The 16,134-nt window shown below is 45.9% G+C and carries 14 protein-coding genes; 6 read left to right on the top strand and 8 right to left on the bottom strand.

Annotated features, from left to right (window positions below):
- Window position 1: 1 nt before the first annotated feature.
- The 3 genes from ACJJII_RS17275 to ACJJII_RS17285 all read left to right on the top strand — a co-directional run bounded on the left by ACJJII_RS17275 (window position 2) and on the right by ACJJII_RS17285 (window position 4,145).
- A complete protein-coding gene (locus tag ACJJII_RS17275; protein WP_444917076.1) occupies window positions 2–427 on the top strand; it encodes a hypothetical protein in 426 nt (141 codons plus the stop codon).
- Window positions 428–855: 428 nt separating this feature from the next.
- Window positions 856–1,575 (top strand): hypothetical protein, encoded by a 720-nt coding sequence (locus ACJJII_RS17280; RefSeq protein ID WP_444917077.1) that lies wholly within the window; start codon window positions 856–858, stop codon window positions 1,573–1,575.
- 1,574 nt (window positions 1,576–3,149) lie between these two features.
- Complete coding sequence (locus tag ACJJII_RS17285) at window positions 3,150–4,145, top strand: alpha/beta fold hydrolase (protein WP_444917078.1); 996 nt, start codon at window positions 3,150–3,152, stop codon at window positions 4,143–4,145.
- A 615-nt stretch (window positions 4,146–4,760) separates the two neighbouring features.
- Here ACJJII_RS17285 and ACJJII_RS17290 read toward each other — a convergent pair.
- Window positions 4,761–5,393: a hypothetical protein gene (locus ACJJII_RS17290; RefSeq protein ID WP_444917079.1), complete on the bottom strand. Its 633-nt coding sequence runs from the start codon at window positions 5,391–5,393 to the stop codon at window positions 4,761–4,763.
- A gap of 361 nt (window positions 5,394–5,754) precedes the next feature.
- Entirely contained in the window at window positions 5,755–6,663 is a 909-nt protein-coding gene (locus ACJJII_RS17295) for a LysR family transcriptional regulator (RefSeq protein WP_444917080.1), read from the bottom strand.
- 151 nt (window positions 6,664–6,814) lie between these two features.
- On the opposite strand from ACJJII_RS17295, the gene ACJJII_RS17300 reads away from it, so the two are divergent.
- The 3 genes from ACJJII_RS17300 to ACJJII_RS17310 all read left to right on the top strand — a co-directional run bounded on the left by ACJJII_RS17300 (window position 6,815) and on the right by ACJJII_RS17310 (window position 9,390).
- Window positions 6,815–7,825, top strand: a complete 1,011-nt coding sequence (locus tag ACJJII_RS17300) for an NADP-dependent oxidoreductase (protein ID WP_444917081.1) — start codon at window positions 6,815–6,817, stop codon at window positions 7,823–7,825.
- Between the two features lie 263 nt (window positions 7,826–8,088).
- On the top strand, window positions 8,089–8,745 hold the full coding sequence (locus ACJJII_RS17305; RefSeq protein WP_444917082.1) for a DUF6962 family protein: 657 nt from the start codon (window positions 8,089–8,091) through the stop codon (window positions 8,743–8,745).
- 51 nt (window positions 8,746–8,796) lie between these two features.
- Complete coding sequence (locus ACJJII_RS17310; protein ID WP_444917083.1) at window positions 8,797–9,390, top strand: cytochrome b; 594 nt, start codon at window positions 8,797–8,799, stop codon at window positions 9,388–9,390.
- Window positions 9,391–9,658: 268 nt separating this feature from the next.
- On the opposite strand, the gene arsJ is transcribed toward ACJJII_RS17310, so the two are convergent.
- The 6 genes from arsJ to ACJJII_RS17340 form a co-directional block, all read right to left on the bottom strand.
- Complete coding sequence (arsJ, locus tag ACJJII_RS17315; RefSeq protein WP_444917084.1) at window positions 9,659–10,906, bottom strand: organoarsenical effux MFS transporter ArsJ; 1,248 nt, start codon at window positions 10,904–10,906, stop codon at window positions 9,659–9,661.
- 120 nt (window positions 10,907–11,026) lie between these two features.
- On the bottom strand, window positions 11,027–12,031 hold the full coding sequence (locus ACJJII_RS17320) for an ArsJ-associated glyceraldehyde-3-phosphate dehydrogenase (protein ID WP_444917085.1): 1,005 nt from the start codon (window positions 12,029–12,031) through the stop codon (window positions 11,027–11,029).
- 84 nt (window positions 12,032–12,115) lie between these two features.
- Window positions 12,116–12,460, bottom strand: a complete 345-nt coding sequence (locus ACJJII_RS17325; protein WP_282932732.1) for a metalloregulator ArsR/SmtB family transcription factor — start codon at window positions 12,458–12,460, stop codon at window positions 12,116–12,118.
- A complete protein-coding gene (locus ACJJII_RS17330) occupies window positions 12,457–12,885 on the bottom strand; it encodes an arsenate reductase ArsC (RefSeq protein ID WP_444917086.1) in 429 nt (142 codons plus the stop codon). Before ACJJII_RS17330 ends, ACJJII_RS17325 begins: the two co-directional genes overlap by 4 nt.
- A 98-nt stretch (window positions 12,886–12,983) precedes the next feature.
- Window positions 12,984–13,799 carry an exodeoxyribonuclease III gene (gene xthA / locus ACJJII_RS17335; protein WP_444917087.1) on the bottom strand — a complete coding sequence of 272 codons (816 nt, stop codon included), beginning with the start codon at window positions 13,797–13,799 and terminating at the stop codon, window positions 12,984–12,986.
- Between the two features lie 91 nt (window positions 13,800–13,890).
- A complete protein-coding gene (locus tag ACJJII_RS17340) occupies window positions 13,891–15,990 on the bottom strand; it encodes a carboxy terminal-processing peptidase (protein WP_413665723.1) in 2,100 nt (699 codons plus the stop codon).
- Window positions 15,991–16,134 lie beyond the last annotated feature (144 nt).

The following is a 16,134-nucleotide window of genomic DNA, read 5'->3' on the forward strand; positions in this document are numbered from 1 at the left end:
GATGATCTATGAAGTTGTTTTGGTGTTAAACACGATTTGGTTTCTGATGGGATTTAACGTTTTCTCTTTGAGAAACTATATATTTGCGAAGTTACTGGTACCCAGGGAACAAAGGGATACCCCCGTATTTAATATCTTGGCAGAATCGGGAAAATTTCTGGGTGGTTTTAACCTGTCGTTGGCGCTACTCAATATCCTACTGCTAATCAGCCCCTCAGTATTTGCTACGGAGGTACAACGCGCTACGTTGCTGCTGGTGTTTGCTGTCACTCACGGAACACAGTTTATTTACAATGTCCCGGTAGCCCTACAAAACCGAAAAGGTGAAGGGCCGTGGCAAGTTAAAGGCGTGATGCGTTTTATCTTTATCACTGACTTTATAATGATGTCACTGAATCTAATAGCCGCACTTTGGATACTCCTCTAAATTTTAAACCCTTTGAAATTCGGTCACGATGTTTGTTGTGGCCGATAATGATCAGCATGCCAAATCAGTAGTGAGAATGTCATTGCTAAAGTCGATGGGCGAACTTTAATTTCTACAGAAAATGTCGGCGTATAATGTCTCTATGGCAGTTGTTGGGTCAAACTAAATAGGTACCCAATGATGTGTCGGCGGTGTTTATATTGGTTTTCGCCGGAAAAAATTTGAATCATTTCTTACGGCGCAGTACACAGGTGATTGTGTGCTCAGGATTGCTGATATTATATTCAGGGCATGGGAGGGATTGTTAGTTTTCCCCCAATTCGACTATTTGCTTATCTGATTTCAGGCGGATAATTTCCCTCGCTTTCCAAGTTTATGAGTTGACAACTAGTTGCTAACGGAATTTCCTCAATTATAGGGGCGACATAATGTACTTTAGAGTTAGTTCTGCGGGGTATAATATTTCAGGCGATATTGAATGGTTTGCGAGCTCTAAGCCATTCAATCCTCCGCAAGGGATTGTGCATAGGTCACTGCATAACCAAGCAGGAGTTATAGGTCCATTGCCAGGAGATATGGCTCGCTCTGCTATGGGGCTAATTAGCGGTGGTTTGGGAGAAATAATTGGGGATCGAGATTCTGGACTGGGGCGCAGCTGGGAGAGACTTCACCTAATTGGAGTAAGCGCGGGTATTTTACATGAACGCCGTTACTCCAATTACAATACGATCATTGGCAGTCATGGTCTCAATACTGCGATGATCCCCTTTGAAGGTATTGCGAACTGGGTCTTAAATCAAAATCGTAAATTTTTCTACATTGTCAATGTGGACAAACAAAAAGTACTTAACTTTACGGATCGAAATGGAAATGTCAGAGTAGAGTCTGTACCCACGAAACTCCGTCAGGCCATCACATATACATCGGAACTGGACCCTAATATTTGGATTACCATACGACAAGAACACCATGACTCTCGGACGGCAAGTTTAGCTGATAAACAATCTATTGATTACAGTGCAAGTATTACTGATGAGCTGAAAATGAAGAAAAGTAATTGGGAGCGTATTCGGGGTCGAATAGCCGCCATTGATCAACAGATTATAGATTGCCAAAATAATGCTCGCTGGAATCTGATAGACCTTTGACTTCTTGCTGATAATTATGTTGGAAAAAATAAGCTGACTATATAGTTTGTGACTAATTATGGTAACTTGGCGAATTAAGGTGGCCCGATTCTCTAGAGAATAACTAGATTAATGAATTAGTATAAAAGGGGTTTATATATTGCTTCACTGCGCTTATCCAAGTAACCGATAAATAGCGAACTAAATGCCGATATTTTAATGGCCACTCTTAGAGTCACCTTCCTTGACTTAAGTGTTGAGCAACATGCGACTCAGTGGCGTGATAGGATAGCTAATAAGGGCCGCTTACTGGACTTAGTAGGTATCTAAAATTAACCAACCAAGTAGTACTTAAACTGGGTATGCAAATACCTTATATATGTTAGACAGAATAGTATGACCAAATATCAACAATATGTTAATATTTTCATGAATTCCTAGAATGCTTATAGGTAGCCTACGAGCATCTGGTAGTAATTGAGATGGATAAGGGCTGGCGATGTCGTACGATCCTGTGACCTGGTTCAGGATATCGAAAAGCTCATCCATGAAGTATCATTTGGGTTTACTGAGTATGAGAATTCTAAAGATTTTGGTCATATCGGGCTCGATTCTGTTCACTGGTTGTACAGTTTTTCTTGGAGAGCCGGACACTAGAGTTAAGCGATTTGGTGATTGGGAGCTTTGCACAAAGCTGGCCGATAAAACTTTTAAATATCATTCTCAATGGCACTGGGCTATAGCCAATGAGATTAAGGCTAGGGACCTGGGGACTTCACAGCGATGTAAGTCAACGTATACCGCAAGGATGAATCGTTTTACAGCTAGGAGCGTGATTAAGTCTGTTTCATTTGAGGATGCCTTGAACCATAATTTTGAGTAATTCCAATACATGCCAGCTATCAAGCGTCCTTTATTTGTAGTTGACGATGGCTGGCAATACCTGCCACATGGACTTGTGTACCTCTTTCAAATCAAGTTACTTAAAAGCTTGATCGGATAGTATTATCAAGTCTTATACTGGGGAGTAGGGCTGTATTGTTGTTTCAACAGCACCCAGTAATAGCTTCTTAGGCAGTAGGAAAAACATGACCCGGATGGCATAGCTGTGCCGGGCCTTTAAGTTATCAATTGACGACGGGTCAGTTTTATCCTTTCATTTATTCAGGCCTATAGCTTGATTTCATGGTGCTGTGCAGGTAGAAGCCATCTTTCTAGTGATTGACAAGCTTGCTTTGGTATTCTGCTTTACGCTAGTTTGATTAGCGATGGATAGAATGGTTGATCTATATATTCACTAGGAATGTCTTTTTTCGCTTTTACTTATTCCAGTAATGGGTTAGTTGTGTGCATTTAATCAATTATCGTTGGATGGTAATCTATTTTATGAGTAGGGTTTCAGAGGTGTTCTGGTAAGGTTGCCCTTTGATGTTATGAGGCTTGAATTTACTATTTACCTTTGAAGTAATTCAACTCGACTCTTTTTCCTATATCTTTGACATATATCTGTGAGACTCTTCACAAAAGGTAGTGTGCCACCTAATGGTACTTCAGCTCATTTGCCTAAGAATATAGTTGATATGGTGATTACATCGATGTTTAAGCATGCCCGGTTGGTTCTTCTATTTGTTGCCTTGCTTTCCAATATGGCGGTTGGAGAACAAGTAAATGATATCCAGAGTATTAAAAGTAATGACACAAATTTGTATGTGGAAGTTGCAGGGCAAGATGAAGGCAAGCCTTTGTTGCTATTTTTACATGGCGGGCCTGGGGATGTGGAGTTGGGGTTGGTTCCATTTCAGGTAAAAATTGGGAAAACTCTGGAAGCTGATTATTTAGTTGCTTATATGCATCAAAGAGGGGCAGGGAAATCCCCTGAAGTTAAGGAAGATACCTTAACGATTGATAATAATGTTGAGGATGTGCGCAATGTAGTTAATTTTCTCCGGACCCATTATAAAAAAGACAAGTTTATTCTGGTTGGCCATTCATGGGGTGGTGCTTTAGCTGCTCTTTATGCAGGAAAATATCCAGAAGAATTAGCTAGCATAGTATTTATTTCCTCATTCCAAAATGGAAAGGTTCAGTCCAAAACAAGCCTTGATGCAACCCTAAAATGGGTAATGCAGGAAAATAATGAACATGCAATGCACGAATTGAAGCAATATCAAGAGAACCCAGGAGAGAACCATCTTTTACTCGCAAAGTGGGCAAGTAGGGCGAATAATGGTATCGCAAATGGGGTGGATATTCATGGCTTTATAGCAGATCAAAAGATAAATGAGCAGTTTCCTGGGTGGCAACAGAAACGGGGAAGCTTGGCAGATAAAATGGAAAGGGAGCTTCAGGCGTTAAATGTTAATGCTGAAGTCGATAGCTTGGAGATTCCAGCATTATTCATGGTAGGTGAAAAGGATACAATAACCACTCCTTCTCAAGTTAAAGATGATTTTGCGCGATATCGTGGGCCAAAGTGCCTCACTATACTTAAAGACAGCCATCATCTTCCATTTTTTGATGCCGATGAAGAACTTGGTGAAACCTTACTGCAGTTCTTAGAGAGTGGTCGTTGCTCGAAAACAGTTATTTAGCTAACTAGGGGCCTCCGAATAACTCCGTAATACCTCTGCGGGTCTTGAAGGCTGCAGATGTTAGGCGCAGCTCGCCGCGAATGGCCGTAGCCCTTTGCAAGAGCTGCAACGCAGCAGATGCGGCCTTCAAGGCCCACCCTTCGGGGCTTGCAGAGCGATTCACACTCCGCGTTGCGACTTCTTGAAAGGTCTAGACATTCCTGTGAAGCAGCGCCTTGATTGTGAACCGCTCTGCATGCCAGAGGCATCACGGAGTCGCTCAGAGGCTCCCTAGATGTTTATAGTGCATTTTTTATCAGAATTAGACACCTAACATATGTGCCATGTTTATTTTAAGTTCTCTTTCAATTTATTGATTGATACCCTCATTGTAGTGATGAGGGTACACATAAGTCTTAAAGGAAGTTAGACATTATCCGATATCTAGGGGATTTATTCAGTAGTATATAGAAATTGATAAGATATCTACTACCAAGAGAAAATATAGCTAATTCAATCTGGCACTGGTAATACAGTTTCCTTCATGGGTGGAATGGGATCAGCCGCAACGACTTTTTTCGTGCGGCTCTATTTGATTAGATTCTGGGCTGAGTTTAGATTGTTTGTTGCAAAGAATTATGTGATTTCGAAAAAGCCCAGCAGCTCATCCTTACGACCGATATTTTGTGTATAAAATGCCCACTGGCCGTTTTCATCTCGTACCCCGAATACTCGTGCACAGGTATCGTAGTATGAAGTACCAAGTTTTGCCTGCTTTTTCTTGAACTTCGCTCCTTTATTACCTCCTTTAGGGCCACCTATTGAGAGTCTCCTCTCCTTGGTTACAACGGGAGTTTTTACCATCTGCTCCAGTTCGTCTCTTTGTTTGCTTCCCTCGATGGTCCCCCCCTGGGAAACATCACCTGCAACATGGATAACCGTTACACTTTTGCTTTGGTCGTCATGGTACTTGAAGGTCATTCGACAATTACTGAGATGGGAGGTGAAGAAGTATGGGGGACTCTTACTATCTAGAGTTACAGGTACAGCTGTTTTTCTAGCCCAAGTGAGGTATGTTGCTTTCTTGCCAGAATCTCCGCTTTTTACCATCATGATTTTATTGGGTTTTACAAATTCAAAATCAAACCCAGTTTCGTAAGCTCCTGATTTGTTGTCGAAGGCCTCCGTATTAAAATCAAGTTCATAGGTTTTGAAGGCTGATTCAATGTCTTTTTCTAATAGGCTGATGAAGTCTTCATAACTTGGCATGGCTCAATCCTTTTGTCGCCGGCTGTTCTGATATAAGCGGTTTGACCTGGTTTTATCAGTGCTAACTTCTCCATTTAGTTATTCATAGTTAAAGGTACTTTTGGCATGATTTCTACTTTTCAAACTAGCATACCTATCAATATGCCTCCAAATAAATCTAAGGGCAGCTTGAAGTAGATCAATTTTTAGTTTTATGAGGTTTTTATATGTCCACGGGGTGCGGGATATAAGCTTGTAGTCGAATATAAATTTTTTCGAACAATAAAGAAGGGGGAGTGCTTTTTTTAATGGTAGATTTGTTCAAGCTAGCATTATTGGCCCATATAATTTAAGTAGCACTGCGAAAAATTTTGGTATTCTTCTATCGTTCATTCAAATTTTCATAGATAAAATCTACGCAAAGCTTTATTTTGGGAATTTGGTATTTAGTGCGCTCATAAAGAAGAAATACTCCCAGATCGCCACCGGGGCTGACTGAGACTTTACCCTCGCAAGGTACCTGTACAAGCTCCCCTGTATCTAGATAGTTACAAATACTCCAGGAAGGTACGCAGAACATACCGCGGTGATTGAGGGCGGCTGCTGTTAATGCTTTACCGTTATTGCTGATAACTTTTGGAGTCAACTTCAGGGGCTCCCAGTGCTCGTCATTGAGTATGTACCACTCAATGACGCCACGAGGCCCCCGGTATTGCAAGGTAGCAATTGACTCAATCGCCGACTTGTTTAAGGGGAAGCTATACTCCAACTTGTCGATAAACTGCGGTGTAGCCACGAGGGTGAACTCATTATCCGATAGGCGTTTGGCAATAACATGCTCATCCGGCGCAAACCCTCCGCGAATCGCAATATCAACGGGATCTTTCCCTAACTGGGACAGGTCATCGTTATAGGTTAAGTCGAATACGATATTGGGGTAACGTTGGGCAAACTTCTCAAGAAGGGGGGTTAAATGCTGCTCTCCATAAGTTGGGAGGCAGCTGATACGTATCAGACCGTTGGGCGCTTCAAATGTCTGGCTAACCAATTCATCAGCCTGTTCAAGCTGGCGAATTGCTTTACTTATCATCGAATAGTAGAGCTTGCCGAGCTCAGTAACCTTGACTTGGCGGGTACTGCGTTGCAGTAACTCCACTCCTAAGGACTGCTCCAGATCTTTTACGCGGCGGGAGATTGATGAAGCGGGAACCTCAAATTCCTCAGCAACTGCAGTAAAGCTATTCAGTTCTACCACCCGCTTGAAGTAACGCAATGCTCTGATTTTGTCCATAATCAACTTCTAACTGTTTGTCATCGGCTCAAAATATTCCCCATTATTGCCAAAATGACAAAAGACTTATACCTATTACCACCTGTTTTTATGGTCGCAGTATGGGCACTATCGCTTTCAATGTTTGTTGAACCGATTGTTAGGATGACCAATGAAAGCTTTGAAAATGACTCGCTATGGGGATATTGATAGCAGCCTGGAGTTTCAGTCAGCTGAGGTTCCCACCCCCAAGGCTGGTGAAGTTTTGCTTCGGGTGCATGCGGCTAGCGTAAATCCAGTTGATAACATGATGGTGCGGGGGGAGCTTAAATCGGTACGAAAGGAAGTATTTCCGGTTGGTATTGGCCGGGATGTCAGCGGTGAAGTTGTAGCAGTGGGGAATGATGTTGCTGGATACAGTGTAGGGGACCTGGTGTTTTCCAGGGTGGGGGAGGATCATGTGGGCACTATTGCAGAATATCTCACCGTTAGTGTTTCCCACTTGGCTGCAAAGCCCGAAAACTTGTCACACAGTGAAGCAGCGGGTATTCCGCTCGTTGGGCTGACCTCCTATCAGTCTTTGATCAAAGTTGCGGGTTTGAAGTCTGGCGAGAAAGTGCTGATACATGCAGGCTCAGGTGGTGTTGGCTCTATGGCGATCCAATTGGCGAAGTCTGTAGGCGCCTATGTGGTGACTACAACAAGTAGCGCGAATGTGGAGTGGGTAAAAGCACTCGGTGCCGACCTTGTTATTGATTATAAAAAAGATGACTACCGGCAATTACTATCTGATATGGATGTCGTGTTCGATACTTTGGGTGGTCAGTATGCTTTGGATGCATTTCAGGTCCTGAAAACTGGTGGGCGTGTTGTCTCTGTTAAAGGGGCTTTAGATCCGCAGACAGCTGAAGAGCTTGGGCTAGGTTGGTTGCTTCGCAAGCTAGTGGCGCTTAAGTCGCGAAAGCTAATGAAGGCAGCGAAGGACAAATCTGCGCTCTATCGAATGGTTATTATGGAAGCTAATGGAGGACAGCTGAGTGAGTTGGGGGATCTGTACCGGCAGAAGATTCTTTCTCCAGTAATAGACAAGATCTATTCTTTAGAGCAAGGCAAAGAAGCTTTTTCATATCTCGCTTCAGGACGCGCTAAAGGCAAGGTGATTGTATCAGTTATAGCCAGTTAATAAGAGTTGAAACGATCAATAAGTGTCAGTGCCGCCTTGAAATATAATGGCGCGCTGGCTCTTGTCTGTCTCTGTGCTTTTTAAACTTTGCATCTACTTCATTATTGAGGTTGCACTAGAGAAATTGATATTATTGAGTTTTCGTAGATGACACACCTATGTTCAATTGATCTTCAGAAAGTCTGATATATTGCTATAAAGGGTTACGATCTGGGTTGGATAGAGAATGTATATGAAAGTGTGTCGACTATATTCGAAATAGAATGACTCTAGTACATGGCGAAATAGACCTATTAACTGCAATTACTAATGTCGGGCTGGCTCTGGTCGCATTTATTGGCGCCCTTTATTTGTTGGTGTTTGTAAGGAGGAAGCAGTGGAAAAGAAGTATTTGGCTTATTTTTTTCACTATCATGTTCATAGCCTCATTAGTGGCAGCTATCTATCACGGGTTTGAAATCCCTCCATATTTTCGAGTTTGTTTATGGTATGGAGTGCTTGTTTTACTTGGTTTTCTGATTTCTTCTTTTGTTCTTGCGGTTAGTGTAGATTTGGTGAATGAAGATTTTTCCAAAAGAGCCATTTTGCCAGTATTATTTATTTTTCTGATAGTTTTTGTTTTCTCGTTTTCACTTAAAGATAAAATTTTTGCCTTTGCTGTTTATCAGTTTTTAATCAGTGCAGTGGCTTTTATAGGGTATTCTATATTAGCCTTAAGGAGACAAAGCTCACCGCGTGGCAGTTGGTTTATGGCACTTGGCTCGATAGTTAGTATTGTTGCAATGGCTGTCCAGTTAGATGGAAGTTTATCAGTCAGTATCATTTGGGACCTTGATCACAATATTATCTATCATTTTGTCCAAGCGTTTGGTGTTGTACTCTTTATTTTGGGTTTACGTAGATTCTACTCGGAGAAATAGTAGGCGAATTGCCGATAGAATATAGTTTTCGGAAGTGGGAAAGAGATAGGAATGAGCCTGAGAAATCAACCTGACAGTTACGGTTCAGTAGCCAAGTGGCTACATTGGTTAACGGCCTTATTGTTTTTGGGTTCCTATATTTCAGTCTACTACCGCCAGTGGTTTACCCAAGAGGAAACACCGGCGAATTGGACTGCCTTGCAGTTACATCTATCTATTGGCGTCACCATTGGGGTGATCGTCATCTTAAGAATCGTATGGCGTCTCACTAATCCGCCACCGCCATTAGAACCAGGTAGCTCCCTGGAACACTTTGCCGCTCATACCGGTCATGTTCTTCTCTACTTGATTATGGTCGTCGCTCCGCTAACAGGGTATATCGGAACAGGTGTGGATACGGATTACTTTTTCCTGTTTGAAATTCCTAAGTTTGAGAGCACCCAAGCCTTTGTGGCGATAGTTCAGGATCGGATGGGGATGACATTCGAACAGTTTGAGAAGCCGGTCGATTTTATCCATAAAGAGATCCTGGGAGAGTGGGTGGTCTGGATCTTAATCCTGGGGCATGTAATGGTCGCTCTATATCACCACTACATCAAAAAGGATCGGACTTTGCTAAGAATGACTGTGACTAAAAAGTCATAGTTCTTGCGATGGTTTTGGCAGAAAGTAGTGGCAAATAGGCATTGAGTGCCAAATCCAGACATTTTAATCTCGAGTTTTTGCAGCTCCTGTGGAACTGTGTACTTGGACTTGAGGTGGGTGTTATATGAGGTATTTGGTCCTTGCTTTGATTCTATTTCAAATGGGGTGCATACCTGAGTCCAAACTGTATCGAATCGTGCAGGTCGAAATGGTCCCTCAGCCTACTTGCCAGCCTTTGCTGGCAAGTAGCACTCATACTGCTATCGGATCAGCTCCTACTTAAGCTGCCAACCTCCTGAGCCCCGGTTTTGTGTCTGGGCAAACCCAGTGAAACCAGTGCGGTTAACAGAAGAAAAGCACTGGAAATAAGCAGGCAAGCCACCAACCCCTGAGTTTGGAATACCCACCCCGAGAGCAGTGTCCCGAGCAATCGCCCAGCGGCATTTGCCATATAGTAGAAGCCCACATCCATAGAGACGCCATCTTCCCGGGCATAAGCTACTATCAGGTAGCTGTGTAAAGATGAGTTTACGGCGAAGAGTACAGCAAATATCAAAAGTCCACCCAGTACGGCGAGCTGTGGATCCACCCCTTTGTGTAATGCGATTGCGATTAATGCGGGCACTGCAGTGAGCGCTATTGCCCAGAATAGTGCGGTTCGACCATCCGGAGCCTGGGCTGAACGTGCCGCTGTGACCTTTGGGGCCTGGGTTTGCACTATGCCGTATCCGATCACCCAGGATGCCAGGAAGGTACCTACCTGCCAGTGGCTCCAACCGAACTGGCTGGCCAGGAAAATCGGTAGAGCTATAACAAACCAAACATCCCGGGAAGCAAACAAGAGTAAGCGCGCGGCCGACAATATGTTGACTGCGGGACTCTTGGAAAAGATATCTCTGAATCGGCTTTTTGCTTTGGCTTTCCCTAAGTCCCGCTTAAGAAATTTGAGACTCAATATCCAAACTATTCCAAGAGCTAGGGCCATCGATACAATCGCGCCTTGAAAGCCAAGTGAGGCGAGTAGGGCACCGCCGAGAAAGAAGCCCAAGCCTTTTAGCGCGTTTTTCGAACCGGTAAGAAGGGCGACCCATCGATATAAGGCACCACTGGCTTGATCGGGCACCAGTAACTTGATTGAGCTCTTCGCACTCATTTTATTCAGGTCTTTGGCGATACCGGAAAGGGCTTGGGCGGCCATAACCAAGGGGACCGAGAGATACTGACTGGGTGCCAGCAGCATGGAAAGAGCAACAACCTGTAAGGCCAGCCCCAAATTCATGGTCCGGTTGAGTCCAATCCGGGCACCGAGCCAGCCGCCGATAAGATTAGTGACTACGCCAAAGAATTCGTAGAAAAGGAAAAGCAAGGCTATTTGCAAAGGGCTGTAGCCGAGTTCGTGAAAGTGCAGCAGCACCAGCATGCGCAGAGCGCCGTCAGTCAAAGTAAATGCCCAGTAATTGCCTGTTACCAGCAAGTATTGGCGCACTGGCGACGATAAATTGTGAAGAAACTGCATGATCTTGTTCTGTGTACTGCTATTTACTAAAAGCAGGAGGAAAAAATATGAGCTCATGGAGAGGCGTACCCCTCAGGTGCAGTGTGTTCTTTCCTTCCGGCCCCGTTGTACTTTGGCTGTTTAGCCCATGGTGCCAATCATTCGAGCCAATTCCGCCGTGCGGTTGGCGTAACCCCATTCATTGTCATACCAGGCGTAAACTTTTACCTGGGTGCCGTTAACGACCATGGTCGATAGAGAATCGATAATGCTCGATCTGGGGTCGGTTTTGTAATCCACGGAGACGAGGGGCCTTTCCTCATAGCCGAGGATATCTTTTAGTTCACCCTCTGCAGCGTCCTTAAATAGCTGGTTTACTGCCTCTGGGGTAGTGGCGGTTTCCACTTCGAAAACACAATCGGTAATGGATGCGTTGGCGAGGGGAACACGAACTGCGTGGCCGTTTAGGCGGCCGGACAACTCTGGAAAGATGGTGGCAATAGCTGTAGCTGAACCTGTTGTTGTGGGAATCAGGCTGGCACCACAAGCGCGGGCTCTGCGCAGATCTCCATGGGGTGCGTCGAGGATAGTCTGGGTATTGGTGATATCGTGAATAGTGGTGATTGAACCGTGACGAATACCCAGGTTTTCGTGAATAACTTTTACTACTGGAGCAAGGCAGTTAGTCGTACAGGAAGCGGCGGTAATAATCTGGTGTTTGTCCGGCTGGTAAATATGTTGATTCACTCCAAGGACAATGTTCGGAACTCCAGCCTCTTTAACTGGTGCAGAGACCAACACCTTCTTTACCCCTTGATCCAGGTAGGGTTGAAGAAGTTCGGTAGTTTTCATTTTACCGGAGGCCTCTACAACCAGGTCACAGTTTTTCCAATTGGTATCTGCAATAGCGGTATTGCGGCTACAGGTTATTGTTTTGCCATCAACCTGAATTGTGTCATCAACGGCTTTCGCCTCTCTGTGCCAGCGTCCGTGTACAGAGTCAAAGTTGAGCAGGTGGGCGAGTGTGGTTGCATCACCGGCAGGATCGTTAATCTGGACAAACTCAACTTCAGGCCAATCCCAGGCAGCGCGCAGTACCAGCCGGCCAATTCGGCCAAATCCATTGATCCCAATTTTGATGGTCATTGTTAATTTTGCTCCGTTTCTGCCAGGCACATATGAAAAATCATATATATCTGGATAGTTTAAATCTTAGGTCGGCAGGCGGTATCAGCAGCACAGACTTGTGCGCTCTGGCCGGTCTCCCATTTGAATCAGGTTGTTGAGGTCTTCGGTAATAAAGTGCTGGTTCGCCTGTAAGGTGTCGAACAGTACAGACTTTGCCCAGGCATTTAAGTCCGGGTTGATTCGGTAAAACACCCACTGCCCCTGGCGGCGGTCTTGGAGTAGGTCTGAACTTCTCAGCAAGGCGAGGTGCCTGGAAATTTTCGGCTGGCTCAATTCGAGGGCTGCCGTTAGCTCGCATACGCAAAGCTCTTCCTCGTGAGCAATAAGGAGCAATGTGCGTAGCCGTGTATCATCGGCCAGGCATTTGTAAAACTGTACTGGGTTCATGCTGCTCTTTTTCGTAAATCCGCCTCGGCTTGGGCCAAGACTAGTAGTTTGATGCGAGTGCTCAATTCACGTGCCGTGGTGTAAAAAGGGCAGAAGCAGTGTCGCTTTGTCGGTTCCTTGAAATTCCAGGCAATCATCTTGTCAACTTTTGGGGAGGGTACGTACTCTTCCCGGCTTTTGTCGCAAAGTGTGATGACCAGGTCAAAAGGTTGGTCAGCTACATCTTCTACAACTTTGGGAGTGAGTCCCTCTGCTGAAACCCCCAATCGCTCCAGCGCTTGTAGAGCGCGTGGGTCCACTGTATGGACATTGGTTCCGGCGCCAACGGCTTCGTATGAGTTGCCTCCAAAATGCCGCAACAGTGCCTCAGCCATCAGTGAGCGGGCAGAGTCCCCGGCGCAAACAAACAGAACACGCCTTTTCATTGGAGGGCTCCATTTGGCTTTTTCACAATTATATATGGAAAACCATATATTCATAGTCTTAAAAATAGCCCACTGAACCAGCGGGCTGTAACCTGTGCTTATAGCTTAAACTCGGCCCATACAGGCGCGTGGTCTGATGGGCGTTCCATAGCCCGAATATCGTAGTCCACGCCAGTCCCGACACATTTTTCCAGAAGAGGGTTGGTGGCTAGGATCAAGTCGATACGCAGGCCGCGTCTGGGCTCGCGATCGAACCCACGACTGCGGTAGTCGAACCAGCTGAATACATCGTCTGTTTCTGGGTTTTGTGCGCGGAAAGTGTCGGTGAGCCCCCAGCCTTCAATTTTTTGAAGCCACTCGCGCTCTTCTGGAAGGAAGCTGCATTTGCCATCGCGCAGCCAGCGCTTGCGATTGGGTTCACCAATACCAATATCCTGGTCGCTGGGTGAAATATTCATATCGCCGATAACCAATACAGGCGCTTCCGGCTTACACGTGGTTTGCAGGTAGGTATCCAGGTCGGCGTAATACTTTTGCTTTGCCGGAAATTTAACCGGGTGCTCGCGATTTTCACCTTGCGGGAAATAGCCATTGATAACCGTGAGGGGCTCAGGACCGCCGATATCAAACTTGCCGGCAACCATACGGCGCTGGGCGTCGCTGGCATCAGTTGGGAAACCGTATTCGCGATCAATAAAAGGTAGGCGTGAGAGCAGGGCAACACCGTAGTGTGTTTTTTGGCCAAAATAAATCAGCTCATAGCCCAGGTCTTTTATCGCATTTACTGGAAAGTCTTCGTCGGTGACTTTGGTTTCCTGTAGGCCGATGATATCGGGCTGATGGTTGTCTACCAAGGCCTGCATCTGGTGCAGGCGAGTGCGAATACTATTGACGTTAAAGGAAACAACCTTCATCTCTTCCCCCAAAATAAAAAAGGTCGGGCTAGCCCGACCTAAGAGTTAGTTCGCGGACCGGGCGCACGCCGCGCCCAGTGCCTATCAGTATTTAGAAGTTGGCAACTTGGGGCGGGGCCTTGCTGGCCTTATCGGCGAGGCCGATAAAGTCCGCCATTATATAGCCCGCTTCATTCAAAATTGGATCTTTTTCCAACTTGATCTCTACAGGACCACCAATGTTAGCCACCTCTTCAGATTCGCTTTCTTCGTATGCCTCAAAGTTCTCGTAGGGTTCAAGGCCTTTAGCTTTGCGGCGACGGTTTTCCATATCCAGCAATCGCTGGTTGACGGACTTGCGCTCATTCTCTCTAGTTGATTCGTTGAGAGAGACATACTTCTTGTCAGCCCGCTCGGCGTCGAACTTGAACTGATCGCGCAGGAAAACAAAATCTGGATCTGTTTCCGTGCGCTTGTTGTGCTTGGTAATCAAGTTCGGGATCAGCATCTTCAAGTTGAAATACTTCGCATGAGGCACAGCGTGGATACGGTCCCAGGGCAGGGCAGTATCGTAAGCACTTTCACCGACATTTTCGGCATCAATCAACTGTGGCATATCGATGTCCGGCTTCACACCCGCGTGCTGTGTGCTGTCTCCGGAAACCCGGTAGAACTTGGACTGGGTAATTTTCAACTGGCCTTCCTTCAGGGGAGCCATAGTTTGCACAGTACCCTTACCAAAGGATTGGTTACCCACTACCAGGCCTCGGTTGTAATCCTGGATTGCACCGGCAAAAATCTCGGATGCTGAGGCCGACAAGCGATTAATCAATACCATCAGCGGCCCGCGGTACATGGCACGGGAGCGCGAGCGGTTATGGCGGGAAATCTGCTCATTGGCATGACGGATCTGTACAACAGGACCCTGATCAATAAACAGATCGGTGAGCATGGTGGCTTCTTGCAGTGAACCACCGCCGTTGTTGCGAAGATCCAGAATAATACCGTCAACCTTTTCCTCTTTAAGTTCACTCAGCAGACGGGCAACGTCTCGCGTGGTGCTCTTATAGTTGGGGTCGCGGCGGCGATAGGCATCAAAGTCGATATAGAAGGTCGGCAGGTTAATCACACCGATCTTGTAATTCTTGCTGCCGTCAGAGAATTCAAACACTGCCTTCTTGGCCGCCTGATCTTCAAGCTTCACTTTGCTGCGCTTGATCAAGATAGTCTTATGAGTGCCGTCACCACCAGTGGGGATGGTTTCCAGGCGAACATAGGTACCGGCCTTGCCGCGAATCAAGTCGACAACATCATCCAGGCGCCAGCCCACTACATCGACCATTTCGCCTTCTTTATCCTGGCCAACACCCACGATTTTATCGTTGGGCTTGATCTTGCCAGTGCGATCGGCTGGACCACCGTGTACCAGGCGAGCAACTTTGGTGTATTCCTCGTCTGCCTGCAGCACAGCACCGATACCCTCCAAGGAGAGGGACATGCTCATATTGAAGTTTTCCAATGAGCGCGGTGACAGGTAATTGCTGTGCGGATCGTAGAGACGAGTCAACGAATTCATATAGAGCTCAAAAACGTCGTCGCTCTTCTGTTGCTCGAGGCGCTTCTTTTGGCCTTTGTAACGGCGCACAAGAAGGTCCTGGATTTCCTCATCGGTCTTACCGGTAAGGCGAAGATTCAGGATGCTGCTCTTTAAGCGCTTGCGCCACAGTTCATCTGCAGCGCTGATCGAGTTGGGCCACTGGCTTTCCTCCCGATCCAGCTCAAGGGTCTCTTCCCGAGAAAAGTCATAGGCGGGCAGGCCTTTCTCTAGTTGGGACAAAATATTATCTAGCCGATCCCCCATACGCAGGCGGAAACGGTTGTAGATACTGAATCCAGCGGTGACATCACCAGCGCGAAGCTGGTCATCCATCTCCGCTTCCCACGCGCGGAATTCGTCGATATCAGAGGCGAGGAAGTAACTTTTAGTGGGGTCGAGTGCATCGATATACTCGTTCCACAAGTTCTCGGACATTTCGTCGCCGATTTTGATTTTGTTGTAGTGCAGCATTTCAAGCTTGCTGACTATCTCTTGTGCAGTACCACCTTGACCCTCTTCGGGGGCTATTCGCTCTGGCTCTGCCAGAACGCTTGTGGAAAGAAGGCCAATGACCAAGAAGCCGGAAAAGTAAGCGGCGATCCGATTGGTAAGCATAGGGAGTCTCTTTATACGTCCTACTTCATAGGCGTCCGGCCCTTATGGCTCGGCGACCTATAGCTTAGGACAAGTATAAAGGCTGAAAGCTCCAAAGGGCATGAAATACCTCTAATCAGAGATGGATCTTTTTCTTTAACACTG

This window comes from Microbulbifer maximicatervae (SeqCode) (genome assembly GCF_052467825.1).